Source organism: Novosphingobium tardum, assembly GCF_042652045.1.
GTDB classification, from domain to species: Bacteria; Pseudomonadota; Alphaproteobacteria; order Sphingomonadales; family Sphingomonadaceae; genus Novosphingobium; species Novosphingobium tardum.
The window spans coordinates 796012-819343 of record NZ_JBHSDR010000006.1 but is presented as its reverse complement, the minus strand read 5'-3'; the positions used below and the strand labels follow the sequence as shown (position 1 = coordinate 819343).

Below are 23332 nucleotides of genomic sequence, written 5' to 3'. Positions count from 1 at the left end.
GAGGGCGCTACTTCGTCTCCTTGGCCATGATGCCCTTTTGCGAGGGGTTCGAGGCGTTCTGCTTCCTGGGTTTTTCCGCCTTGGGCTTGCGGACTTCCTTGTTCGATTTCTTCTGGCTCTTGGCCATGGCGTCACTCTCCGGCGGGGCGGGCCGCCCCGTCGCCAACTCCTGCGCCCGAACCGGCGCCTTGTCCAATCAGGGGCGCTGGAGCCGGGCCAGCGCGGTGTCGAGCGCCTGGAGAAAGCGCGAGCGGTCGGCCTTGGCGAACGGGGCGGGGCCGCCCGTGATCCCGTCGGCCCCGGCGCGCAGGTCGGCCATGATCGCCCGCGTCGCCACCTGCGCCCCGATGGATGCGGTGGTGAACGGCTTGCCCGCGGGGGAAAGGACGGTCGCCCCGGCCTTCAGGCAGCGGTCGGCCAGGAGGATGTCGGCGGTGACGACCACGCTGGCGGCGTCGGCCTGCTCGGCGATCCAGTCGTCGGCGGCGTCGAAGCTGTCGGACACCACTACGCGGCTCACCAGCGGATGCTGGGGGATGCGCAGGAAGGCGTTGCTGACGATCGTCACCGGCACCTCGCGGCGCCAGGCGACCTTGTAGATCTCGTCTTTCACCGGGCAGGCATCGGCATCGACGAGAATGCGGGGAGAAGCGGGCGTCATCGCCGGTGCGGTTCGCACTTTGCCGGCAGGCCTACAAGCGCCGGCATGAAAAAAGGCCCGGCGCCGCAGTGGCTGCCGGGCCTCAGACTGGGGGCATGGGCGGGCTGTTGGGCGGGGTCAGGCGCCGACACCCGTCGCGGTGAGCAGCGAGGCGGGCATGGCCAGCAGCACGAAGGCAAAGCTGAACGCGGTGGCGGCGATTGCGGCGGCGGCTGCGTTGAGGCGGGTCGTGGACATTTCGGTTCTCCTCTTCTCGGTGGTGGCGGGCCTTGTGTCCCGCGCTGTAGAACCCAGATAGTCCCTCGGGCCCGGCAAGCGTGAACACTGTTGTTGCAAGCCGGCTATCCGCAAATGCATAACCGCGACACGCCGCGGGCGCGGCCTTCGGGAAGGGGGCGGGCTAGTGTTCGAGTGGAACGATCTGCGATTTTTCCTCGCCGTGGCGCGCAGCGGCTCCACGCTCAGCGCGGCGAGGGCGCTGCAGGTAAGCCAGGCCACCGTGTCGCGCCGGATCGCGGTGCTCGAGGAAGCGCTTGGCGTCGCCCTGTTCTCGCGCAGCCCCGCCGGTTACGCACTAACCCCGCGCGGCCAAGCTCTGCTCGAACAGGCGCAAGAGGTGGAGGCCGCGGTCCATCGTTTCGGCCACGCCGTCGATGCCGAGACTCGCCGGCTTTCGGGCACGGTGAGACTGACCACGGTGGAAAGCGCCGCCAACGCCTGGGTTATCCCCGCGCTGCCGGCGCTGCACGAGGCCCATCCAGAGATCGAAGTCGAGGTTATCTCCTCGTACGAGATGCTCGACCTCGCGCGGGGGGAGGCGGAGGTCGCGATCCGTTTCGGCAGCCGGCCGACGCAGGAATCGCTCATCGTACGGCACCTGACCGATCTCGACGAATGCTTCTACGCCAGCCGCGACCTCGTGACCCGGCTGGGCCGCCCGTCCAGCGTGGCGGATATCGCGCGCTACCCGCTCGTGGGGTCGAGCGCCGACCAGACCGGCCGGATCGGCGAATGGATTTCCGCGAACCTGCCCGGCGTGCGGATGGCGCACCGCTTTAACGCGCTCTCGGCGGTGATCGCTGGTGCCACGGCGGGCCTGGGTGCGGCGGTGCTTCCGTGCATGATGGGGGACGACGTTCGCGGCCTCGTCCGGCTAGCGCCCCCGGTCCCCGAATTTTCCACGCCCTGCTGGCTGGTGACGACCGACGCCGCGCGGCGCCAGCCGCACGTGCGCGCGGTGATCGACCTGGTGGTGGCCAGGATCGCAGGCGCAGGCGCGCGCGCCAGCGCCGGGCGGGAGCGGAACGACGCTGCGTGATCGCTGCAGAAGCTACCTTAGATAGCCGCGATCACCAGGTTGCGGGCGTAAGCGCTATGGGTCCGCCGTCCCACGGTTCCCAGCCCTGGCGGCCGATCACGTCGTTGCTCTCGCGCGCCTTTCGCCCATCGGCCAGCGACCAGGTGATGTGCCAGGTGCCGCTGTCCGGCCGCTGGGTGACACCGCCGATCTCCACCACCAGCGCTTCCACTCCGAGGCCGTCGTCAACATGGCCGACGACGCGCGCGCCGACCGCCTCCTCGGGCAGTTCGGCATCATGACCATGACCCGCGGTCAGCGTGACGTGATCGGCATCGACGTTGGGGTAGCGGGGCGGGCGCAGGGCCAGCAGGCGCACGCGATCGGCGGTGCCAAGTCTCCATCCGGTGGGCATATCCTCCCTTTCCCGTTCGCCTGCCCGAAACAGTCAGACGCACGCGTTGCAACGACGGGTCCATCCCGCCTTCGAGTGGAAGTGCCAGTATGAGCGAGTCTTTCGATCCGGAAAAGCACCACCTTCTGCCGCTTCGCGGATTCGAGGACCTGAAGATCGGAGAGATGTTCCGCCTGCCATCACGTACGCTGGGCGACGGAAACTTCGCGGCTTTCCAGACGCTCAGCCTGGACAATCACCCGATCCACTACGACGCGGAATATTGCGCTGCACAGGGCCATCCCGCGCCGCTGGCGCACGGCCTGCAGGTGCTGGCCTTCACCGCGGCCGGCGCGGGCATGTTTCCGCACGTCATCGGTCCCGCCCTGATCGGTTTCGTAGAGGTTAGCGCGAAGTTCCTGAAGGCGGTCTATCCCGGCGACACGCTTTACCCCGCGCTGGAGATCGCGGCCCTGACCCCCCAACGTACCACCGGCCTCGTCACAATGCGCGCGACGGTCCACAACCAGCACAGCGCGCTGGTGCTGGATGGCGAGCACAAGTACCTGCTTCGCCTTGCGCGCGGCTAGCGGACCTCGACGCCCTTCCAGAAGGCGATACGATCCTTGATCTGCGACGCCGCTTCCTTGGGCTCGGGATAGTACCAGGCGGCGTCGGGATTGCGGGAGCCGCCCGCCTCTATGGAGTAGTAGTGGGCGGTGCCTTTCCACGGACAGACGCTGGTCGTGGCGCTTTCCAGCAAGGCTGCGGGATCGACCGCGGTCCTGGGGAAGTAATGATTACCCTCGACGATCACGGTGTCGTCGCTGTGGGCGATCCGGGTGCCGTTCCACCATGCTTCTGCCATCTCTCGATCTCCTTGCTGGATGCGAGATAGGCCCGCTATCAGGCCGATCAAGACGATGGGCGATTGCACGTTGCGCGTTCCAGTGCGACGGGCGCCTTGACCCGTTTCGGGGAACGCCGGGCGGGCCCCGGTGATTGAATTGGCAACGCACAAATTCCTGAAAGGATCACGATGCTCGAACATGTTCCCGGCTGGCTGGGACGAGCGCTGCGCGGCGCGCGCGCGGGCCACGCGAAACTGGCGGTAGCGCGATTGGGCGATGAAGACCTTCTTGGCGCGGGCGGGTTTTCACTGACAAGCCCGGCCTTCGCCGATGGCGAGGAACTCGACCCGATGTTCACCGCTGACGAGGAAGACGCCTGCGCCCCGCCGCTGGCATGGACCGATCCTCCGGCGGGCACCGAGGGCCTTGTGCTTCTGGTCGAGGATCCGGACGCGCCGGGGGCCGAACCTTTCGTCCATCTCCTGGGCTGGGGCATGGAGCCCGAAGCCGGAGAAATCCTTGAAGGCGAGGACCCACCCGTCGTCGGGCGCAATTCCTTGGAGCTGGACGCGTGGCTCGCGCCCGATCCGCCGGCCGGCCACGGACCGCACGACTACGTATTCCAGCTCTTCGCGCTCGACATCCCGATGGAGCTTGCGCCGGGGAGCGACCGCGACGCGATCCTCGACGAGATGGAAGGCCAGATCCTGGCCGTCGCGGTGCTGACCGGAACCTATTCGCGCGAGGGCTAGGTCAGGCGCCGGTTAGAACGAGCCGGGCACTTCACGCTGTTCGGTCGTGCCGTTGGGGACCTGCAGCACTTGCCTGGAGGCACGCAACGTCTGCGTCGTCTGTCCGCTCGTGCTGATCGGCGTGCAACTGCGGCCGGCAAGAAAATCGAGCGCGGTCTTGACTGAAGCTTCGTTCGGATCGCCGAGCTGGAACGAGAGATCGTCCGACGCGGCGCAGCTCGCCGCTACGCGCGTGGCAAGCCCGGTGTAGTAGTCGCCTTCGTGGTTGGCGTTCTCGGTGCGGAAGGCGATCGCGCGCAGGCGGTCGTCGCAACTGCTCTTGTCGAGCGCCACCTGCCCCACCGGCTTGCCGTAGGTGTTCGTGCCGATCAGCCCGGCATTGGCCCCGAGATAGGGCTTGAAGGCATTTATCAGCAGTTCGCTGGCGGATGCTGTCGAGGTGGTGCCGATGAAGGCGATCTTCATCGGCGCGATCGACTGCGAGGTCGGCTGGAAGTTGTGGGTGGAGTTGTTGTTCGACTTTTCCGGCCGGAAAGTGGTGTAGCTGAACACCTGCCCGGCGCGGCCGGCGCCCAGCAGGCTGCCGAACAGTTCGGAGATCGAGACCAGGCCGCCACCGTTGTAGCGCAGGTCGACGATGACGTTGGTAATGCCCTGCGCGCGCAGCGTGTCGACCGCGCTGCGGAGCGCCGGATCCGCCGAATCGATGAACGTGCGAAGGTTGATGTAGCCCACCTTCTGCCCCCCGTTATCGATGACCTTCACGCCATAGCGCGACGATACCGGGGTAAGCTCGTAGCTCGTCTTGGTGATGGTCAGGTCCTGCTGGACCCCGTTGATGATCACTCGCAGCACTCGTGATACGCCGGCGGTCGATGGTCCCAGCGCGTCGCTGACCGCTGCTGCGCCCCCGGCCGTGAACAGCGACTTGACCGTCTGGAGATTGGACGTGCTGGTGCCGATGGCGGTGATCTCGGTTCCCCGGTCGATGCCCGCGGCAAGCGCGGGCGCGCCTTCGAACGCTTCGGCCACGAACACCCGTTGCGCGGTTGAATCGTAGGTCAGGCGCACTCCGAAGCCGGCACTGGCGCCCTGCTGGTAGAAGGCGTTCTCCTGGGCGATCGAGGTGATGTAGGTGAAGTAGCGGTCCTTGGACTGCGCCCGCGCCGGGGCGACGAGGGCATCGATGTAGTCCTGAACCGTAGTATAGGAGCCGGGGCTTGCGCCGGTATCGAGCAGGTCGGGGAACAGGTACCATTCGCGCAGTTGGGAAAGCGTCCAGTCCTGCCGCTCACGCAGCGAGCAACCGGCGGTCGTCGTCGCGGTGGGGGTGGGAGTCGAACTGCCGGGCGCGGGCGTTACCTGGATCGGCGAGCCGGTGGTGCTGCCGCCACCGCCGCCGCACGCGGACAGCATCGCCACGAGGGCAACCATCGCCGGAAAACGACCCTTGCGCATCCCTTACTCCACAACCCGATCAGCGCCGGCGATCCGGCGAATCGGTCACCGCTACACCATCGCGCCAGTCCCGGCGATGAACAAGACGAGTGACTTCAATCGGTTGCGGTCGTTCCGGCGGGTTCTGCCAATCGCTTCCTCGCCGCTCGGGCGGCGTGGCCCGCGAGTTCACGAGCCACGATTGCGTTGAGGGCATCGGCCTGGCGCGCCCAGGCGGCGCTGGCCCCCGCGGGCCAGTCGCTGCCCGCCCGCCGCTCTATCGCCGCGATGGTCATGAGAATCCAGGCTTCGTAATCGCCCGCGTCGAAATCCGCATAGTTGCGGTGAAGGTCCACGAAGCTGGTCACGGCACCGTCTACCCACCATTCCGACGCTGCCAGTCCGACCATCGCCTCGAGAGTTTCGCCTGTCATGCGCTCTCGCGCAGCCTCGGGGTTGATGAAGGCTGCGGCATATTGGGGCCGCGAAGCGATGAGCGTTGCGAACAGTTCCTCCGCCAGCCCCTCGTACCTGTCGCCCAGGGCGACGAGGCTCTCCTCCATGATCTCGCGGTCGCTCATGCCGAGGCTTCCTGGCGCGGCGCGGCAAACGGCCACTCTATCACTTGGGCGGACCACAGCGCCAGCCACACCAGCAGCGGCTGCGCGAACATCCGCGGGACATGGTAGGCCCAGCCCAGTGTCGGATGCGGCGAACCCATGTCGATCATCAGGTGATTGATATTGGCCGGGAAGACGCACACCGCGTAAAGCGCCAGCCCGATCCCGCCGGCCCGGCGCAAGCCTGCCGACCATGGCTGTACCAGCGCCGCCGCCCCCGCCAACTCGGCAAGCCCAGTGAGGAAAATGACCGTGGGGGCAAATGGTACCCAATGCGGAGTGATCGTTAGGAACGGGCCGGGCCGGGCCAGGTGAAAGTAGCCGGCGACGAGGTAGAAGACCGCCAGCAGCCAGCGCAGCCCGATACGGATCCGTCCACGCGCCATCTGCTAGCGCGCGTCGCCCGTGTTCGAGACGACGCTCCATGCCATCTTCCAGGTCCCGTCTGCCTGCACCTTGTAGCCCAGGATCCAGTTGCCCGGCTCGGTCACCACAGCCTTCGATTTGGGATCGGTGAAGGTGAAAGCATAAGTCGCGCGATAGACGGCCATCTCGCCCGACTTTGCGACATCGACGACCTCGTCACTGACGGCGACCTTGGCGGCGGGGTCCGACACCTGCCGTTTCGTGACGGCAAGATCCTGCTCGGGGCCGACGACATTCGGCGCGCCGTGGAACATACCGACGTAATCGGGGGCGTCATGCGCGACAGTCATCGCCGCATCGTGCGCGTTGAAGGTCGTGACCAACTGGCCGACGTCGCCCTTGACCGCGTCGGCGATCTTGGCGGTATCGATGATCGCGGCCGGCGGCGGCGCGGCTGGCGGGGTGCATCCGCCCAGCGCAGCAAGCGTGGGCACGATGGTAAGGGCAAGGCCGCGGAAAACCTGTCGGTGCATGATAATCCCCTCTCGGAAGCGACCCCGGGGGAATAGGATTCCGCCCGCGCCGCGGAGTCAACCCGAACGAGGGAGAAACCCGCTACCTTGCAACCGCAGGCCAAACGGATACGATGCCGAGCAGGGCGGTCGCGACGCTAGGATGATGGGGAACGCTTGACCGAAATCGACACTTTCGTGCGCTTCGAAAGCGATGGCGAATGCTTCGAGGTTCCCATCGCTCAGCCGGGAACCTGCGGGTTCGGCCGGTCGCTGGAAAACACCGTCGTCCTGACCGATACGCTCGCCTCGCGCGATCACGCGGTCATCACGCGTGCCGAGGATGGAGCCTGCCTGCTCAGCGACCTGGGCAGCACGAACGGTACCCGCGTCAACGGCCGCCCGGTGACCGCGCCCACGGCGCTGTCGTCGGGCGACGTCATCGAGATCGGCCGTCAGGCGATCGTGTTCATCCAGGGTAGCGCGCCCCGCGGGGTCTAGACGCGAAGTTCGCCTTCTTCCTCGCCGTCCCAGTAATGGATGCGCGAGGCGCGGACCTTGATCATGATCGTGCCCGGCGTATCGGGCCCTTGCGGAAACCAGCGGTCGAGCGACTTGTCCCAGTGCTCAGAGAAAGTCGCGCGGTCGCGGACCAGTTCGGCCCTTCCCTCGACGTGAAGGAACATTCCGGGCGCGCCCAGCATTCCCTTCAGCCCGGCCGAGCCAAGATAGGTCACGCCAACGTTGGGGTCTCGCTCGATATCCTTGATCATCACCCGGTCGTCATAGGTGAAGAACCAGGCGTCGCCGTCGAAATCTACGTTGCGGTTGTTGCTCATCGGACGGGCCCCGATCGCGCCGCCTTCCGCGTGGGTGGCCAGGGTGCAGAAGTCTATGTCGCGCATCGCTTCGGAGATTTCGGCAAGGGTTTTGGCCATCGGTCGGGTGCCTTTCGTTCGATTTCACGGGGTTCGTGACACTAACCGCCGGTCGGCGTCCGCGTTCCGGGCTTTCCCTGCGTAAGACCGGAAACGCGCGACGCTTCGACGCGTTGGCTGCGGATGGACCGCGCGAAATATTCATCAATCCGCCCCGGAATCGGCGGGTGGACTTACCCGGCGTGGCGCGGCGGGGTGTTCTTTCCGGAAGGACTGCGCCAGGCCGACGAGCTGGCGTTTGCGGCGCGCGCTGTGTCGGCCATAGAGATCAACGCGACGTTCTATCGCCGTCAGGCGCCCGAAAGCTTCGCTGCGTGGCGCGCGGCGACGCCGGAAGGGTTCGTCTTCGCTCTCAAGGGGTCACGCTTCGTCACAAACCGCAAGGTTCTGGCGACCGCGGGTGAGGGGCTGGCGAATTTCTTCGCGCAGGGTCTTTCCGAGCTGGGAGACCGGCTGGGTCCCGTCGTCTGGCAACTGGCGGCGACGAAGCAGTTCGAGCCTGACGACATCGCCGCTTTTCTCGCACTGCTACCGGCGAGTGTCGATGGCCTGCCGCTGCGCCACGTGATCGAGGTCGGGCACTCGAGCTTCGCGTGCCCCGAGTTCGTGGCACTGGCCCGGGCGGCGGGGGTTGCGATCTGCTACTCCGACCATCCCGACCGCAGGCCCATCGCCGACCGCACGGCGCCGCTCGCCTATGCACGGCTTCAGGGGATGAAGGCGAAGGTCAGGACAGGGTATTCGCAGTCCGAGATAGCCAGGATCGCGGAGATTGCACGGGCCTGGGCAACCGGCCGCTGTCCGCCTGGCCTGCCCTATGCGGGCGACCGCGCGGCAGGCGAGGGCGCTGCGGGAGAGGTGTTCGTCTTCTTCATCAACGGAGCAAAGGAACGGGCGCCCGCCGCCGCGCAGGCGTTGCGCCGCGCGCTAGCCAGGTAGTCAGGAAACCTCGGAGGCGCGCTTCAGAACCCTTCCGCCATCGGCCTGCTCGATCAGCAGGGCGGGGTTTTCGGCGGTCCCGTTGCGGACGATCCGCTTGCCCTTGATCGTTCGGCTCACACGCCGCTCGAACCGTTCGGCGATCGTTCCGTGGGCGGTTCCTTCGCCCCAAGTCCAGCTCACCTTCGTGCCCTTGGCAAGTGTCCCGGCCACCGGATCGTTACTGCCGCGGCGTGGCCTGACCCGAGATGTCGCCAACCTTGGCGGGCTGATCGCTGGATAGCGCGCCGGTGATCCAGATCAGCGAAAGGGCGACGACCGCGAGCAGCAGGCTGATGACGAGGACGTAACGCACGATGTGCGGGGTCGAGCCGCCGCGTGCTTCCTCGGTGGTGACGTCGACTTCTTCCCCGTGGCGTTCCATGGTCGTCCGTTCCTTGAATGCGATCCCGTTACCCGGTCATTACGCTTCGACCCGACTCTAGGTTCCTTCGCGGTCCGCGTCCATCAATCCCGCAACAGCTCGTTGATGCCGGTCTTGCTTCGCGTCTGCGCATCGACGGTCTTCACGATCACCGCGCAATAGAGCGACGGGCCGGGCGATCCGTCCGGCAGCGGCTTGCCGGGAAGGGCGCCGGGTACGACCACGGCATAGGCCGGAACCTCGCCCATATGGATCTGGCCGGTCGCGCGGTCGACGATCTTGGTCGACGCGCCGAGATAGACGCCCATCGAAAGCACCGCGCCCTTGCCGACGCGCACGCCTTCGGCAACCTCGCTGCGCGCGCCGATGAAGGCGCCGTCCTCGATCACCACCGGCCCGGCCTGAAGCGGTTCCAGCACCCCGCCGATCCCCGCGCCGCCCGAGATATGGACGTTGCGCCCGATCTGGGCGCAGCTGCCGACCGTGGCCCAGGTATCGACCATCGTGCCTTCGTCGATGTAGGCGCCGATGTTCACGAACGACGGCATCAGCACGACGCCGCGCGCGATGTAGGCGCCCTGCCGCGCAACCGCGCCGGGCACGACGCGAAAGCCCGCGTCGCGGAAGCGGTTCTCGCCCCACCCTGCGAACTTCGAAGGCACCTTGTCGTACGCCGGCGCGCCACCGGCGCCGCTCTCGACCACCGCGTTGTCGTTGAGGCGAAATGACAGCAGCACCGCCTTCTTGAGCCACTGGTTCACTTGCCAACCGTCCCCGACAGGTTCGGCCACCCGCGCCTTGCCGGCATCGAGCAGGGCGAGCGCCGCCTCGACCGCCTTGCGCACCTCGGAGCTTGCGGGCGTAACCGTGTCGCGCGCTTCCCACGCGGCCTCGATCGCGGCTTCTAGCTGGTCGGTCACGGGCGCATCTCCTTGCGGGGGTTGTTGCTGGCCCAGCGCGCCTAGCCCAGCAGGTCCGACGCGACAAGCTGGCCGCCGGGCCAGGCGCACGGCAAGCTGGAATTAACCATTTTCGCGTCTAGTACTATTCGTTCAGGAACGGGGCAGGCGCCTGGTGATAGGGCCGCGCGCCTCGAAACGGGTCAGCCAGGGCGCACATGCACATGCCATCGATCAAGCCGCGTCGGACAGGGTATTATGCGGCACTCGCAGTGACCAGCGCCGGTGCGGCGCTGCTTGCCGGGTGTGGCGGCGGCGGGGGATCGGTCGGCAGCACGCCGCCGCCGGTCGCCAGCACGCCCACGCCGTCTCCGCCAGATCCGGCGCCCACGCCCAGCCCTTCGCCGAGCCCGACGCCCACGCCCACGTCGACCGGCGGCACCTTCGACACGGCCGAGTATCGCCAGTCGGACGGTCCGCAATTTCATCGGGCGATCCCGGCCTGGCAGGCGGGCGCGACCGGATCGAGCGTAACGCTCGCGATCGTCGATACCGGGATCGACCGCACCAATCCCGAATTCAGCGGGCGCATCTCGTCCGCATCAGCCGACGTCGCGGGCAGCCGCTCGATCCAGGAGGAGGACGATCACGGGACCCAAGTCGCGCTGATCGCTGCCGCCGCTCGCAACAACACCGGGATCATGGGCGTCGCCTATAATGCGACCATCCAGGTTCTGCGCGCCGACACCGTCGGAAGCTGCGCGACGTTCAGTTCGAGCAATCCAGACAGCGGCTGCTCCTTCTCGGACAACGCGCTGGCGGCGGGCGTCGACAAGGCGGTTTCGGCCGGGGCGCGGGTAATCAACCTTTCGGTCGGCGGATCGACGATCAATTCCACCTTGCGCGATTCGATTGGCAGGGCGGCAGCAGCGGGCGTGGTGATCGTCGTCGCGGCGGGCAACGGAGGCGACAGCACCGATCCGGCGGTGGATCCGAACCAGCCCGATCCCTTTGCCAGCTCGGTGCTCCAGGCGGGCACCGGCAAAGTGATCATTGCGGGCTCGGTCAACATGGCCGGGACCATTTCGTCGTTCAGCAACCGCGCCGGCAACAGCGCGGCCTACTACCTCAACGGACTGGGTGAGGACGTTTGCTGCGTCTACCAGAACGGCGTCCTGAAGGTCACGACCGACAGCTCGGGCCAGCGGTTCGTGACCGTCGTCAGCGGCACCAGCTTCTCGGCGCCGCAGATCAGCGGCGCGGTCGCGCTCGTGGCGCAGGCGTTCCCCAACATGAGCGGCGCGCAGATCGTCGATCTTCTGCTGCGGACGGCGCGCGATGCGGGCGCGGCGGGCACCGACAGCATCTACGGGCGCGGTATCCTCGACATCGCCAATGCCTTTTCGCCGCAGGGCACCACCAGCCTGGCTGGCGGCACCTCGATGCTGCCGCTCGGCGACGATACGGCCGTCACCAGTGCCGCGATGGGCGATGCGCAAGGGACGCTCGGTGCGATCATCCTGGACGGATACGCCCGCGCTTTTGCGGTCGACCTCGCCCAATCGGTCCATCATGCGCAGGCCGCACAGCGGCTGACCCCGGCGCTTTCGGCGCAAGTCCGCCATATCGCCGCGGGCAACCGGGACCTCGCGCTCGCCTTTACGATCGACGCGCGCCACCCGCAGAACTGGATCGCGCCGTTGCGGCTGACGGCGGGTGAGGCGCAGCAGGCGCGCGTCCTTGCCGCAAGCATCACCGGCAAGGTTGGCGAGGGCCGCCAGCTGGGCTTTGCCTACGGCCAGGGCGCTGATGAGCTTGCCTCGCGGCTTGCCGCACGGCGGCAGCCCGCGTTTCTGGTGGCCGAGGCTCCGGGCGAAGATTTCGGTTTCGCCCAGGCGGACCGCACGTCCCTGGCCTTGCGCCAGGCGCTGGGCGGTGTCGGCAGCGGGCTTGGCCTGACGATCAGTGCCGAGACCGGCGACGCGCTGACCGCGCCCGCCCACTTCGCCGAGAGCCTGCGTTCGCGCCGGCAGCAGGAAACGATGTCGCGCTTCGGCGTGACCCTCGACGCGCAACATGGTGCGCTCGACGGGGCGCTTGGCGCGTCATGGCTGCGCGAGGACCGCACCGTGCTCGGCGCGCGATTCCACGATGCGCTGGCGGGCGGTGGTGCGGACAGCGCCTTTGTCGATGCCCGGATCGGCTATGCGATCGCCCCGGACCTCCGGCTTGGCGCCGCGTGGCGCGGCGGGCTGACGGTGCCGGATCGCAGCGGCGCGATAACCGGCGGATCGCGGCTGCTGAGCCAGGCGTTCGCCGCCGATCTCGAGAAGGTGGGGGTGTTGCAACGCAATGACCGCCTCGCGCTGCGCATCGCGCAGCCGCTCCGCGTGGAATCGGGCGGAGTCGCCTTCAACCTGCCGGTCGCTTACGACTACGCAACGCTGGCGACGACGTACGGCACCCGCTTCATGCCACTGACCCCGCAAGGGCGCGAACTTATGGGCGAACTGGCCTGGCGCGGAACCCTGTGGGGCGGCGACGCTGCGGCGAGCGTCTATTACCGCAAGGACCCGGGTCACTATGCCAGCCTGCCCGACGACAAGGGCGTCGCGGTGAAGTGGGCAACGGGATTCTGAAGGGAAGGCGCCGGAAACGGCGTCAGGATTCCGCGTCAGGTTCCCACAGCTCGATGGGATTGCCCTCCGGATCGTGAATGCGGGCGAACCGGCCGACGCCGGGCATGTTCCATTCCGGCTTCGTGATCATCGCGATTCCCGCCTCGGTCAGCGAAGCACACAGCGCATCGAGATCGTCGACCCGCAGATTGAGCATCCACTGGCGGTCCTCGGCGAAATAGTCGGTATCGGCGGGGAACGGCGCGAACACGCTCGGCCCTGCCTGGACCTCCCACGAACCGTAGGGCTTCGAGCCCACGCCGAGGTGCTCGGCGTACCAGTCGCGCAGGCGGTCGGGGTCGGCTGCGCGGAAGAAGAACCCGCCGATCCCTGTCACGCCCATGCTCGTCCCCCCGATGTTGCCGACCCCCCGGTCTAGCGCGCGCCGGCCTTAAGCGCGAAGTCCCAAGCTCGATCGGCCAGCGGCGTCACCCGGTCCGACATGTCGCGCGCGTGCGCGCTCGATGCGGTGCCGTCGATGACCCGCTTCTTGATGCCCTGCATGATCCCCGCCAGGCGGAAGAAATTGTAGGCGAAGTACCAGTTGAGATCGGGGATGCTTTCACGCCCCGTCGCGGCGCAATAGCGGGCGACGACCTCGTCCAGTTCGGGGATGCCCAGCGCCTTGCGGTCGACGTCGGCAACGCCCGAGCGGCCACCGTTGTCGGTCACCCACGCCATCGCGACATAGGTGAAGTCGGCCAGCGGATCGCCCAGCGTCGACAGTTCCCAGTCGAGCACCGCAAGGACCTCCGGGCGATCGTGCGCGAAGATCATGTTGTCGATGCGGTAGTCGCCGTGAACGACCGACGTGCGGTCCTGCTCGGGCAGTGTCGCCGGCAGCCATTCGATCAATCGCTCCATCGGCTCCATCCGCTCGGTTTCCGAGAGGCGGTACTGCTTGGTCCAGCGGTCGACCTGACGGCCGAAGTAGTTGCCGGGCTTGCCGAATTCCTCAAGCCCCGCTGCCGCAAGATCGACGCTGTGCAGCGCGGCCAGGGTATCGATCATCGCCTCGTATGTGGCGCGGCGCTCGGCCGGCTGGGCGCCGGGCATCGATCCGTCCCAGATCGTGCGGCCGTCGACCAGCCCCATGATGTAGAACCAGCTTCCGACCACCGAATCGTCGGTGCACAGGCCATACTGGCGCGAGACGGGGAAGCCTGTCTTGTAGAGCCCGGCCTGGACGCGGTACTCGCGGTCCACGGCGTGGGCCGAGGGCAGGAGCTGGCCGAAAGGCTTGCGCCGCAGCACGTAGCTGCCCGAAGCGGCGTCGATCCGGTACGTCGGATTGGACTGCCCGCCCTTGAACTTGGTCAGCTTCAGCGGCCCGCGAAAGCCTTCGACATTGGCTTCCATCCAGGCAGCAAGGCGCGCTTCGTCGAGCCGGTCGGCGCCTTCGGGCTCGACCGTTCCGGTGAACAGCTTCTGCGCGTCGATCTGGGGAGCGTCGGTCATTGGTCGAACACGATGACCGAACGGGCGACATCGCCTTTCTTCATTTTCTCGAAGCCCTCGTTCACTTGTTCAAGCGGGATGCGCTCGGCGACGATCGAGTCGAGGTCGAGCATCCCGCGCAGATAGAAATCGACGAGGCGGGGCATGTCGACCGGGAAATGGTTCATGCCCATGATCGCGCCCTGCAGCTTCTTGCCCGAAAGCAGGTCCATCGCGCTCAGCCCCACCTTTTCGCTGAGCGGCATCATGCCGAGGATCGTTGCGGTGCCGCCGCGACGAAGCGAGGCGACAGCGAGCGCGGCCGAAGCCGGCCGGCCGACCGCCTCGATCGCGTGATCGACCCCGCCCTTGGTCATCTCGACGATCTGCGCCGCGGCATCGTTGGCCAGCGCGTCGATGGTGTCGGTTGCGCCCAGCTTCATCGCCAGTTCGCGCTTTTCGGGGATGGGGTCGGCAGCGATGATCCGCCCGGCGCCCGCGATCTTCGCGGCATTGACCGTGGCGAGGCCGACGCCGCCGCAGCCGACGACGACGACGGTTTCGCCCGGCGTTACCTTGCAGGCGTTGAAGATCGTGCCCGCCCCGGTGGTGACCGCGCAGCCGATCACCGCCGCCCGGTCAAGCGGCATCTCGGGGTCGATCGCGGTGCAGGCATGCTCGTGGATCAGCATCATCTCGCTGAAGGCCGAGAGGTTGAGCATCTGGTTGACCGGCGAGCCGTCGTCCGAGCGGGTGATGCGGGGGGGCTGGCCCGGGCCACGCCGGGTATCGCCGCTGATGCAAAGGGCCATGCGGCCGGTGACGCAGAATTCGCAGTGGCCGCAGAATGCGGACAGGCAGGTCACGACGGCATCGCCAACCTTCACCGTGCGCACTTCGCTGCCCACCGCCTCGACGATGCCCGCGGCCTCGTGCCCGGGGATCGCGGGAAGGGCGTGGGGATAGGTGCCCTCGATGAAGTGGAGGTCCGAGTGACACAGCCCGCAGGCCGCGGTGCGGATCAGCACTTCGTGCGGGCCGGGCTTGTCGATCGTCACGTGGTCGATGACCAGCGGCTGTCCGGGGGCTTGGAGAATGGCGGCTTTGGCCAAGGTGCTGCTCCGCTTGGTAGAGAAGGAAAAGGCAAACCCCTGCCGCAAGGATCGCGGCAGGGGCCGATATGGATTAGCGCGAAACGCCCACGTCGCCGGAACTAAAGCTGGCCGGATCGTTGCCCGGCTTGGGCGAATGACGGGCGAACTCGATCCGCGCGATGGCGCGGTTGTGCACCTCGTCCGGACCGTCGGCGAGACGCAGCGTGCGCTGGTGGGCCCATGCTTCGGCAAGGCCGTAGTCGTCGGATACGCCGCCCGCGCCGTGGGCCTGGATCGCATTGTCGAGGATCGACAGCGCCATGTTGGGCGCCTGGACCTTGATCATCGCGATCTCGGCGGCAGCGGCCTTGTTGCCCACCTTGTCCATCATGTCCGCGGCCTTGAGGCACAGCAGGCGAGTCATCTCGATGTCGATGCGGGCGCGGGCGATGCGCTCTTCCCACACCGACTGCTCGGCGATGGTCTTGCCGAAGGCGACGCGCGCCTGAAGGCGCTTTGCCATCTTGGCGATGCCTTCCTCGGCCACGCCGATGGTGCGCATGCAGTGGTGAATGCGGCCCGGCCCAAGGCGGCCCTGCGCGATCTCGAAGCCGCGCCCTTCGCCCAGCAGCATGTTCGTGACAGGCACGCGCACGTCGTTGAGCTGGATTTCCATGTGCCCGTGCGGGGCATCGTCATAGCCGAAGACCGGCAGGTGGCGGATGATCTCGACGCCGGGGGCATTGAGTTCCATCAGCACCATCGACTGCTGGGCATGGCGGCGGGCCTCGAAGTCGGTCTTGCCCATGACGATCGCGATCTCGCAGCGCGGATCGCCGGCACCCGACGACCACCACTTGCGGCCGTTGATCACGTATTCGTCGCCGTCGCGCTTGATCGAGCATTCGATGTTGGTCGCGTCGGACGAAGCCACCGCGGGTTCGGTCATGAGGAAGGCGGAGCGGATCTTGCCGTCCATCAGCGGCTGGAGCCAGCGTTCCTTCTGCTCGCGCGTGCCGTAACGGTAGAGCACTTCCATGTTGCCGGTGTCGGGCGCCGAGCAGTTGAACACTTCCGAGGCGAACGCGGCGCGGCCCATTTCCTCGGCGCAGAGCGCGTATTCGAGGTTGGTCAGGCCCGGGCCGTCGAATTCGAAGCTGTCATCGACATGGGCGCGGCCCGAGCGCGGCGGCATGAACAGGTTCCAGATGCCTTGCGCCTTGGCGCGGGCCTTTTCCTCCTCGATCACTGGCAGGACCTTCCAGCGGTCGCCTTCGGCCTTTTGCTGGCGGTATTCGCCGTAACGCGGGCGGACGTGAGCGTCGATGAACTGGCGGACCCGATCGCGCCAATGCTTCTGCCGTTCGGTCGGTTCGAAATCCATGGTCAGGGTCCTCTCTTCTTGCCGCGGCCGAGTCTGCGGCGTTTCGTTCTGCATTGGCGAGGGTCGCGGGCAAGCACAACCCCTCCATTTAAGCGGGCGCTTAAGGGTGCGCCCCGGTAGCGTCGGGATCGGCCCGGGCCGCTGCATCAAGCGCGGCGAGACGGGCGATGTGATCGTCGCGGCTGATCGGGAAACGACGCAGGACGGTGGCCTGAACGATCGCGAGGACAAGCAGGATGACGGCATAGGTCATCGTCAGCCGGTCGATGATCTGGGGCGCCACGGACCCCGGCGTCGCCTTTCCGGGCATCCCGGCATACTCGAGGATCAGGCCGGTCGCGAAAATTCCGATGCCGGTCGCGCACTTCGAGGCGAACAGCCCGCCGGCGGTGAAGGTGCCTTCGGAACGCCGCCCGGTCTGCTCCTCGCTGGCCTCGACCACGTCGGGGACCATCGATGAGATCGAGATCATCGCGATCACGCTCGCCATGTTCGAGGCGAGGATGAACGCGAACAGCAACGCCAGGGTTGCGCCCGCCACGCCGCTGCCGGGCGGAATCACGTAATTGCGCAAGGTCAGCGGGAGGACCCAAAGCGCCATGCCGACCAGTCCCGATCCGATTGCCACGCCGCGCTTGCCCCAGCGGCGCTGGAGCGGACCCACGAACAGGAACGCGCCCACCACGCTGGCGAACAGCAGCCAGGGGTAAAGCTGGAACGCCAGCGGCGAGAACCGCCAGACGTAGAGGTACAGGTAGTTGGAGATCGAGAAGGTGATGCCCTGGCTGATGTAGCCCAGCGCGATCGCCACCAGCAGGACGACGAACGCGGGATGGGTCACGCATTCGCGGATGTCGGAAAAGGCCGAACCCAGGCGCTTATGCTCGCCAGCGGCGCGGGGCGGCGGCGGAACCGCGACGTAACGGTGCTGGAAGAGCGCGGACAGGAGGACGGTGCCGGTGATGAGGATCGCGCCGGTCAGGCCGAAATTGCGATAGCCCGTGGTGCCGAGCATGTCGGCGGGCAGGAACACCTGATAGGCCAGCATGAGCATGAGCAGCCCGCCGGCCCAACCGAACAGGTAACGGTAACGCACCAGCCGGGTGCGTTCGTCGTAATCGCGGGTGATCTCGGGGACCAGGGCATTGGACGGCACTTCGACGCAGGCGACGAGGCCGCGCACGATCACCGCGCTGGCGACCAGTACGAGAAAGCTGGGCGTGCCGGATGGGGTCCACAGCACGTACCAGGCGACCCCCAGCGGCACGCCCGCAAGGTAGAGCCAAGGCAGGCGGCGGCCCCAGCGGGTGCGGGTGGAATCGCTGAGATGGCCGATCACGGGATCGAGAAACCCGTCGAACACCAGCGCGACCAGCAGCGCGAAGCTGACCAGCCGCGCCTCCATCCCCAGCACCTGGTTGTAGAACAGCAGCAGGAACGTCGAAAAGCCGTTGTCCTTCACCCCGTAGGCGATGCTTCCGACGGCGTTGGCAACGGCGAGCCGGGTCGGAACACGGCCCTTTATGGGGATCACGCGGGCGTATCCGCGAACTGCTGGAGCGCCTGGAAGAGGCCGGGCATGTCGGGATCCCAGCTATGACGCGGACCGACGGTGATGCCGCCGTCCACGATCAGCGAGGTTCCGGTGATGAAGCCGGCCTCTTCGCTGACGAGGAACGCGACCGCGCGCGCGATATCGTCGGGCTGGCCGCCGCGCGCCACGGGCTGCGCGCTTTGCGACATCTGCGCGATTATCGCATTGGCCGCCGGGACCTTGGCCTTGTCGATCTCGATCGAGCTGGTGAAGATGTTGGTATTGATGAAGCCGGGCTGCACCGCGTTCACCCTGATGCCGTAGCGGGCGAGGTCGGTCGCTGCGCATTTGGTGAGGTGCAGGACACCCGCCTTGGCAACCGCATAGGTCGTCGGCGAATAACCAGGTCCGACCGCGGCGACGCTCGACGTGTTGACGATCGCGGCTCCGGGGCGGCCCTTCATGTGGGGCACGGCATAACGGATGCCGAACGCCACCGACCGCAGCAGGAGGTCCATGGTGCGGTCCCAGCCTGCCGGCTCGATCTCGTCGATCGCGGCACGGTCGCCGCCCGCGCCGGCGTTGTTGAACACCACGTCGATTCCGCCCGTCTCGCTTGCCGCACGGTCCATCAATGCCTTGATGTCCTCGGTCCTGCAGACGTCGCAATGCTGGAAGCGGATCATGCCGTTGGACTGCTGGGCCAGCGCTTCGCCACCTTCGGTGTCGATGTCGGCGGCATAGACCGTCGCGCCTTCGCCGGCGAAAAGAAGGACGGCGGCCTTGCCGATCCCCGAAGCCGCCCCGGTTATGATGACCGTCTTGCCGGCGAATCGTCCAGCCATACCCAATCCTCTCAAAACGTTCTTTTATGCGCGCCAGCTTAGGCGCGCAGACGATACCGTCAACGCCAGATATGCGCGACGCTACGGAATCGCGGTGCCATCGGGACCGGGCCAAGTCCGCCTTGCGCGCGACGCCCTGTTCGACATACTCTGCATTCAAAGAGGAGCCCTGAAGCCATGTCCGATCTCGAAGCCTTCCGTCAGGAAATCCGCACCTGGCTCGAAGCCAACTGCCCGCCCGAGATGCGCGAGCCCGTCCGCGACGAGGACGATGCGTGCTGGGGCGGCCGCAACTTCAAGTTCAAGAACGACGCCCAGCGCCAGTGGATGGAAGCCTGCGCGGCCAAGGGCTACACGGTGCCCGACTGGCCCAAGGAGTATGGCGGCGCGGGGATGAGCGCGGCCGAGGCCAAGGTCTGGCGCGAGGAAATGGCCCGGATCAACGCGCGGCCGCCGCTGTCCAGCTTCGGCATCTGGATGCTCGGACCCGCATTGCTCAAGTTCGGGACCGAGGAGCAGAAGCGTCACTACCTCAACCAGATCGCGCGGGGCGAGATACGCTGGTGCCAGGGCTATTCCGAACCCGGCTCGGGCTCGGACCTGGTGTCGCTGCAGACCTACGGCGAGGACAAGGGCGATCACTGGGTGGTGAACGGCCAGAAGATCTGGACCAGCTATGCCGACAAGGCCGACTGGATCTTCTGCCTCGTCCGCACCGACAAGACGAACAAGTACCAGGGGATCAGCTTCCTCCTTTTCGACATGACGACACCGGGCGTCAGCACCAAGCCGATCCTTCTGATCAGCGGCAACTCGCCGTTCTGCGAGACGTTCTTCGACAACGTGGTGGTCCCCAAGGACCAGATCGTGGGCGAGCTCAATCGCGGCTGGGATGTGGCGAAATACCTCCTCGGGCATGAGCGCGAGATGATCTCGGCAACCGGCGGCGGCGACCGGGCGGGTTCGCTCGGCGCGATCCTGTCGCGCAGCGGCGTGCTCGACGAGCCGGTCCTGCGCGCCGAGCTGGCGATGTTCGACGTCGACAGCCTTGCGTTCACCGCGATGAGCGAAAAGTTCCTCGACGAGGCCAAGGTCGGGCGCGGTCATCCGGCGCAGCCCAACATGATGAAGTACGCCGGGACCGAGTTGAACAAGCGCCGCAACGAGCTGGTCATGTCTGCCGGCGGCAGCGCCGCGCTCGAGTGGGACAGCGAGGAAAGCGGTGGCGGCGCGCGCCCGCGCGGCTGGCTGCGGACCAAGGCGAACTCGATCGAGGGCGGCACCAGCGAAGTGATGCTCAACGTCATCGCCAAGCGCATCCTCGACCTTCCCGGCGCCTGACGCCGGAACCGACACACGATCAATCCGGCCGGGCGCGGACCCGGGCCGGCAGACTTTTGGGACGGGAACCGAAATGCCACTCTATCACGACGACGATCAGGCGATGCTCCACGAGACCGTCTCGGCCTTCATGGCCGACGAGGGCAGCATCAAGAAGCAGTTGCGCCGCTGGCGCGACGAGAACTGCAAGGACGGCTTCGGCCACGAACTGTGGAAGAATTTCGCCGGCATGGGTCTTACCGGAATGCTGGTGCCCGAGGAGAACGGCGGGCTGGGCATGGGCCACGTCGAGGCCGGCATCGTTCTGGCCGAGATCGGCCGCAACCTCACCCCTTCGCCGTTCCTCACCACCTCGGTCATGGGCGTGACCGCGCTTGCCGCCGGATCGGACGAGGTGCGCGGGCGCTGGCTGCCCGGGATCGTGGCCGGAGACAGCGTGGTAGCGGTCGCGATCGACGAAGGCCCCAAGCACCACCCTGAGCGGATCGCCTGCAAGGCCGAGCGCGCGGGCAACGGTTTCCGCCTGTCGGGCAAGAAGGATTTCGTGGTTCAGGGCGCGTCGGCCGATTGCCTGATCGTCGCCGCGCGCACCTCGGGCGGCGATGCCGATACCGATGGGGTGACGCTCTTCGCGGTTCCCAAGGACGCAGCCGGGATCGGCCACAACAGCGTTCGGCTCGTCGACAGCGCGATGGCCAGCCATGTGACCTTCGACAACGTCGAGCTCGACGGTGACGCGGTGATCGGCGAGATCGACGGCGGCCGCGCGCTGCTGAACCGCGTCCTCGACGCAGGACGCGTCGGCGCCGCCGCCGAGCAGACCGGTGTAGCCGCCGGGGCGATGGACATGACGGTCGAGTACCTGAAGCAGCGCAAGCAGTTCGGCAAGTTGATCGGCGAATTCCAGGCGCTCCAGCACCGCGCTGCGCACCTTTATTCCGAGGTCGAGATCGCTCAGGCCGCCGTGGTCAAGGCGCAGCAGTTGCTCGATGCGGGGAGTGACCGCGCCGAACTGATGGTGTCGGTCGCCAAGGCCAAGGCGGGCAAGGCCTGCAACCTCGCGGTACGCGAAGGCGTGCAGATGCACGGCGGCATCGGGATGACCGACGAATACGACATCGGCCTCTACATGAAGCGCGACCGCGCGCTCGCCGAGTTCATGGGCGATCCCTACTACCATGCCGAGCGCGTGGCCCAGCTTTCCGGTTATTGAGGACCAAGACGATGGACTTTGCCAAGCTGTTCAGCCTCGAAGGGCGCGTCGCGGTCATCACCGGGGGCTCGCGCGGGATCGGCAAGATGATCCTCGAAGGCTATCTCGATGCCGGGTGCGAGCGGGTCTACATCACCGCGCGCAAGGCCGCGGTGGTCGAGGAAACCGCCGCCGAATTCGGCGCGACGCATCCGGGTCGGGTGGTGGCGCTGCCAGGCGATATCAGCCAGATGGAAGGCATCCAGCAGCTTGCCGACGAGCTGGCCCGGCGCGAGGATCGCGTGGACATCCTCGTCAACAACGCCGGGGCCGCCTGGGGCGCGGACTTCGAGGATTTCCCCGAGGTGGGTTGGGACAAGGTCATGGACCTCAACGTCAAGACTCCGTTCTTCCTTACTCAGAAGCTGCACGGCATGCTCAAGGCAGCAGCCACGTTCGAACGCCCGGCCAAGGTCATCAACATCGCCTCGATCGACGGGATGCGGCCCAATCCCTGGGAGACCTATCCCTACCAGGCGTCGAAGGCCGGCCTGATCCACCTGACCAAACGCATGGCCGCGCGGCTCATCAAGGACGATATCGTCGTCAGCGGGATCGCGCCCGGCGCCTATCCGAGCGAGATGAACAAGGCCGCGGCGCGCAATCCGGAAGGGTCGGCCAAGGGTATCCCGGCACGCCGCGTCGGCGTGGCCGAAGACATCGCGGGCGGCGCGATCTACCTCGCCAGCCGCGCGGGTGACTATGTCGTGGGCACGACGATCCCGATCGACGGCGGCATCGTGAATGCCTGGGTGCCCAGCGACTTCCAGGACCCCTCGGGCCACTGATGGTGGCCGGCCCCGTCCGCACCATTGCGACCGGCATCTATTTCGGCGAGGGGCCGCGCTGGCACGACGGGCGGCTGTGGTTCAGCGACTTCCATTCCCACCGTGTCTGCTCGGTAGGAGAAGACGGCGAGGTGCGGACCGAGCTCGAGGTCGACGACCAGCCTTCGGGGCTGGGCTGGATGCCCGACCGCTCGCTGCTCGTGGTGCTGATGAAGGCGCGCGCGGTTTGGCGGCGCTGGCCTGACGGACGCTTTACCCGGCACGCCGACCTCGCCGACGTTTCGGCCCACTTGTGCAACGACATGGTCGTGGACGGGCAGGGACGGGCCTATGTCGGCAACTTCGGCTTCGATCTCGACGCCGCGATCCGCGAACGCGGCGCGCCGGCGGTGATGGCCGATCACCCCAAGACCACGCTCGTCCTCGTCCAGCCTGATGGCACCGTCTCGGTCGCGGCCGACGACATGAGCTTTCCCAATGGGACGGTTATCACGCCCGACGGCAAGACGCTGATCGTGGGCGAATCGCTGGCCGCTCGGCTCACCGCGTTCGACATCGCCGCGGATGGCGCGCTGACCAATCGTCGGGTCTGGGCCGCCACCCAGCCCTATGTCCCCGACGGGATCTGCCTGGATGCGGACGGCGCGATCTGGGTCGCCAACCCCATCGGCCCGCAATGCGTGCGCATTGCCGAAGGCGGCAAGCTGCTTGATGTGGTGGATACCGGCTTGCCCTGCTTCGCCTGCATGCTCGGCGGACCGGACGGCCGCACGCTCCATATGCTGATCGCGGCCAATTCGGATCACGAGGAAGCGGCCAAGGCGCCCACCGGGCAGCTTATCGCCTGCGAGGTAGACGCGGCGCGCGCGGGGTGGCCCTGAATTCCGAG

At 67.0% G+C, this 23332-nt stretch carries 28 protein-coding genes; 10 read left to right on the top strand and 18 right to left on the bottom strand.

Annotated features, from left to right (window positions below):
- Nucleotides 1–7 precede the first annotated feature (7 nt).
- Nucleotides 8–196, bottom strand: coding sequence for a hypothetical protein (locus ACFO0A_RS11955; protein ID WP_379539233.1), 189 nt, complete (start codon nucleotides 194–196; stop codon nucleotides 8–10).
- On the bottom strand, nucleotides 197–661 hold the full coding sequence (locus ACFO0A_RS11950) for a YaiI/YqxD family protein (protein ID WP_379539232.1): 465 nt from the start codon (nucleotides 659–661) through the stop codon (nucleotides 197–199). It abuts the gene before it with no gap.
- 403 nt (nucleotides 662–1064) lie between these two features.
- On the opposite strand from ACFO0A_RS11950, the gene ACFO0A_RS11945 reads away from it, so the two are divergent.
- Entirely contained in the window at nucleotides 1065–1979 is a 915-nt protein-coding gene (locus ACFO0A_RS11945; protein WP_379539231.1) for a LysR family transcriptional regulator, read from the top strand.
- Between the two features lie 31 nt (nucleotides 1980–2010).
- Here ACFO0A_RS11945 and ACFO0A_RS11940 read toward each other — a convergent pair whose 3' ends face one another.
- Nucleotides 2011–2373, bottom strand: coding sequence for a hypothetical protein (locus ACFO0A_RS11940; protein ID WP_379539230.1), 363 nt, complete (start codon nucleotides 2371–2373; stop codon nucleotides 2011–2013).
- Nucleotides 2374–2462: 89 nt separating this feature from the next.
- On the opposite strand from ACFO0A_RS11940, the gene ACFO0A_RS11935 reads away from it, so the two are divergent.
- Nucleotides 2463–2942, top strand: coding sequence for a MaoC family dehydratase (locus ACFO0A_RS11935; protein WP_379539229.1), 480 nt, complete (start codon nucleotides 2463–2465; stop codon nucleotides 2940–2942).
- On the opposite strand, the gene ACFO0A_RS11930 is transcribed toward ACFO0A_RS11935, so the two are convergent.
- Nucleotides 2939–3220: a DUF427 domain-containing protein gene (locus tag ACFO0A_RS11930; protein WP_379539228.1), complete on the bottom strand. Its 282-nt coding sequence runs from the start codon at nucleotides 3218–3220 to the stop codon at nucleotides 2939–2941. The genes ACFO0A_RS11935 and ACFO0A_RS11930 overlap by 4 nt on opposite strands.
- A gap of 171 nt (nucleotides 3221–3391) precedes the next feature.
- Between ACFO0A_RS11930 and ACFO0A_RS11925 the strand changes: the two genes are divergently transcribed.
- Nucleotides 3392–3955: a YbhB/YbcL family Raf kinase inhibitor-like protein gene (locus ACFO0A_RS11925; protein ID WP_379539227.1), complete on the top strand. Its 564-nt coding sequence runs from the start codon at nucleotides 3392–3394 to the stop codon at nucleotides 3953–3955.
- Nucleotides 3956–3967: 12 nt separating this feature from the next.
- Here ACFO0A_RS11925 and ACFO0A_RS11920 read toward each other — a convergent pair whose 3' ends face one another.
- The 4 genes from ACFO0A_RS11920 to ACFO0A_RS11905 all read right to left on the bottom strand — a co-directional run bounded on the left by ACFO0A_RS11920 (nucleotide 3968) and on the right by ACFO0A_RS11905 (nucleotide 6911).
- Entirely contained in the window at nucleotides 3968–5413 is a 1446-nt protein-coding gene (locus ACFO0A_RS11920; protein WP_379539226.1) for a S41 family peptidase, read from the bottom strand.
- A 95-nt stretch (nucleotides 5414–5508) separates the two neighbouring features.
- Nucleotides 5509–5973, bottom strand: a complete 465-nt coding sequence (locus ACFO0A_RS11915) for a hypothetical protein (RefSeq protein WP_379539225.1) — start codon at nucleotides 5971–5973, stop codon at nucleotides 5509–5511.
- Nucleotides 5970–6398 (bottom strand): DoxX family protein, encoded by a 429-nt coding sequence (locus ACFO0A_RS11910; RefSeq protein ID WP_379539224.1) that lies wholly within the window; start codon nucleotides 6396–6398, stop codon nucleotides 5970–5972. Before ACFO0A_RS11910 ends, ACFO0A_RS11915 begins: the two co-directional genes overlap by 4 nt.
- A 3-nt stretch (nucleotides 6399–6401) precedes the next feature.
- Nucleotides 6402–6911, bottom strand: a complete 510-nt coding sequence (locus ACFO0A_RS11905) for a YybH family protein (RefSeq protein ID WP_379539223.1) — start codon at nucleotides 6909–6911, stop codon at nucleotides 6402–6404.
- Between the two features lie 156 nt (nucleotides 6912–7067).
- On the opposite strand from ACFO0A_RS11905, the gene ACFO0A_RS11900 reads away from it, so the two are divergent.
- Nucleotides 7068–7391, top strand: a complete 324-nt coding sequence (locus ACFO0A_RS11900; RefSeq protein WP_379539222.1) for an FHA domain-containing protein — start codon at nucleotides 7068–7070, stop codon at nucleotides 7389–7391.
- On the opposite strand, the gene ACFO0A_RS11895 is transcribed toward ACFO0A_RS11900, so the two are convergent.
- Nucleotides 7388–7828: a pyridoxamine 5'-phosphate oxidase family protein gene (locus tag ACFO0A_RS11895; protein ID WP_379539221.1), complete on the bottom strand. Its 441-nt coding sequence runs from the start codon at nucleotides 7826–7828 to the stop codon at nucleotides 7388–7390. The genes ACFO0A_RS11900 and ACFO0A_RS11895 overlap by 4 nt on opposite strands.
- Before the next feature lie 123 nt (nucleotides 7829–7951).
- Here ACFO0A_RS11895 and ACFO0A_RS11890 point away from each other — a divergent pair, with 123 nt between their 5' ends.
- Nucleotides 7952–8767, top strand: a complete 816-nt coding sequence (locus ACFO0A_RS11890) for a DUF72 domain-containing protein (RefSeq protein WP_379539220.1) — start codon at nucleotides 7952–7954, stop codon at nucleotides 8765–8767.
- Here the strand turns inward: ACFO0A_RS11890 and ACFO0A_RS11885 are convergent, their stop codons facing one another.
- The 3 genes from ACFO0A_RS11885 to dapD form a co-directional block, all read right to left on the bottom strand.
- Nucleotides 8768–8980 (bottom strand): hypervirulence associated TUDOR domain-containing protein, encoded by a 213-nt coding sequence (locus ACFO0A_RS11885; RefSeq protein ID WP_379539219.1) that lies wholly within the window; start codon nucleotides 8978–8980, stop codon nucleotides 8768–8770.
- A gap of 7 nt (nucleotides 8981–8987) precedes the next feature.
- Complete coding sequence (locus ACFO0A_RS11880; RefSeq protein ID WP_379539218.1) at nucleotides 8988–9191, bottom strand: hypothetical protein; 204 nt, start codon at nucleotides 9189–9191, stop codon at nucleotides 8988–8990.
- Nucleotides 9192–9274: 83 nt separating this feature from the next.
- Nucleotides 9275–10111 (bottom strand): 2,3,4,5-tetrahydropyridine-2,6-dicarboxylate N-succinyltransferase, encoded by an 837-nt coding sequence (gene dapD / locus ACFO0A_RS11875; RefSeq protein ID WP_379539217.1) that lies wholly within the window; start codon nucleotides 10109–10111, stop codon nucleotides 9275–9277.
- A gap of 203 nt (nucleotides 10112–10314) precedes the next feature.
- Between dapD and ACFO0A_RS11870 the strand changes: the two genes are divergently transcribed.
- Complete coding sequence (locus ACFO0A_RS11870; RefSeq protein ID WP_379539216.1) at nucleotides 10315–12729, top strand: S8 family serine peptidase; 2415 nt, start codon at nucleotides 10315–10317, stop codon at nucleotides 12727–12729.
- 22 nt (nucleotides 12730–12751) lie between these two features.
- Here the strand turns inward: ACFO0A_RS11870 and ACFO0A_RS11865 are convergent, their stop codons facing one another.
- The 6 genes from ACFO0A_RS11865 to ACFO0A_RS11840 all read right to left on the bottom strand — a co-directional run bounded on the left by ACFO0A_RS11865 (nucleotide 12752) and on the right by ACFO0A_RS11840 (nucleotide 19062).
- Entirely contained in the window at nucleotides 12752–13111 is a 360-nt protein-coding gene (locus ACFO0A_RS11865) for a VOC family protein (RefSeq protein WP_379539215.1), read from the bottom strand.
- A gap of 32 nt (nucleotides 13112–13143) precedes the next feature.
- The gene (locus ACFO0A_RS11860; RefSeq protein ID WP_379539214.1) at nucleotides 13144–14226 is read right to left on the bottom strand and encodes a phosphotransferase family protein; all 1083 of its coding nucleotides are present in this window, start codon (nucleotides 14224–14226) and stop codon (nucleotides 13144–13146) included.
- On the bottom strand, nucleotides 14223–15317 hold the full coding sequence (locus ACFO0A_RS11855) for a Zn-dependent alcohol dehydrogenase (protein ID WP_379539213.1): 1095 nt from the start codon (nucleotides 15315–15317) through the stop codon (nucleotides 14223–14225). The genes ACFO0A_RS11860 and ACFO0A_RS11855 overlap by 4 nt, the downstream gene beginning before the upstream one ends.
- A 73-nt stretch (nucleotides 15318–15390) precedes the next feature.
- Entirely contained in the window at nucleotides 15391–16683 is a 1293-nt protein-coding gene (locus tag ACFO0A_RS11850; protein WP_379539212.1) for an acyl-CoA dehydrogenase family protein, read from the bottom strand.
- A gap of 100 nt (nucleotides 16684–16783) precedes the next feature.
- Nucleotides 16784–18217: an MFS transporter gene (locus ACFO0A_RS11845; RefSeq protein WP_379539211.1), complete on the bottom strand. Its 1434-nt coding sequence runs from the start codon at nucleotides 18215–18217 to the stop codon at nucleotides 16784–16786.
- Nucleotides 18214–19062: an SDR family NAD(P)-dependent oxidoreductase gene (locus ACFO0A_RS11840; RefSeq protein WP_379539210.1), complete on the bottom strand. Its 849-nt coding sequence runs from the start codon at nucleotides 19060–19062 to the stop codon at nucleotides 18214–18216. The genes ACFO0A_RS11845 and ACFO0A_RS11840 overlap by 4 nt, the downstream gene beginning before the upstream one ends.
- 177 nt (nucleotides 19063–19239) lie before the next feature.
- On the opposite strand from ACFO0A_RS11840, the gene ACFO0A_RS11835 reads away from it, so the two are divergent.
- From ACFO0A_RS11835 to ACFO0A_RS11820, 4 genes are all read left to right on the top strand, one after another.
- Nucleotides 19240–20403: an acyl-CoA dehydrogenase family protein gene (locus ACFO0A_RS11835; RefSeq protein WP_379539209.1), complete on the top strand. Its 1164-nt coding sequence runs from the start codon at nucleotides 19240–19242 to the stop codon at nucleotides 20401–20403.
- A 73-nt stretch (nucleotides 20404–20476) separates the two neighbouring features.
- A complete protein-coding gene (locus ACFO0A_RS11830; RefSeq protein ID WP_379539208.1) occupies nucleotides 20477–21616 on the top strand; it encodes an acyl-CoA dehydrogenase family protein in 1140 nt (379 codons plus the stop codon).
- A gap of 11 nt (nucleotides 21617–21627) precedes the next feature.
- Nucleotides 21628–22443, top strand: a complete 816-nt coding sequence (locus ACFO0A_RS11825; protein WP_379539207.1) for an SDR family NAD(P)-dependent oxidoreductase — start codon at nucleotides 21628–21630, stop codon at nucleotides 22441–22443.
- The gene (locus ACFO0A_RS11820; protein ID WP_379539206.1) at nucleotides 22443–23324 is read left to right on the top strand and encodes an SMP-30/gluconolactonase/LRE family protein; all 882 of its coding nucleotides are present in this window, start codon (nucleotides 22443–22445) and stop codon (nucleotides 23322–23324) included. Before ACFO0A_RS11825 ends, ACFO0A_RS11820 begins: the two co-directional genes overlap by 1 nt.
- Nucleotides 23325–23332: the final 8 nt, after the last annotated feature.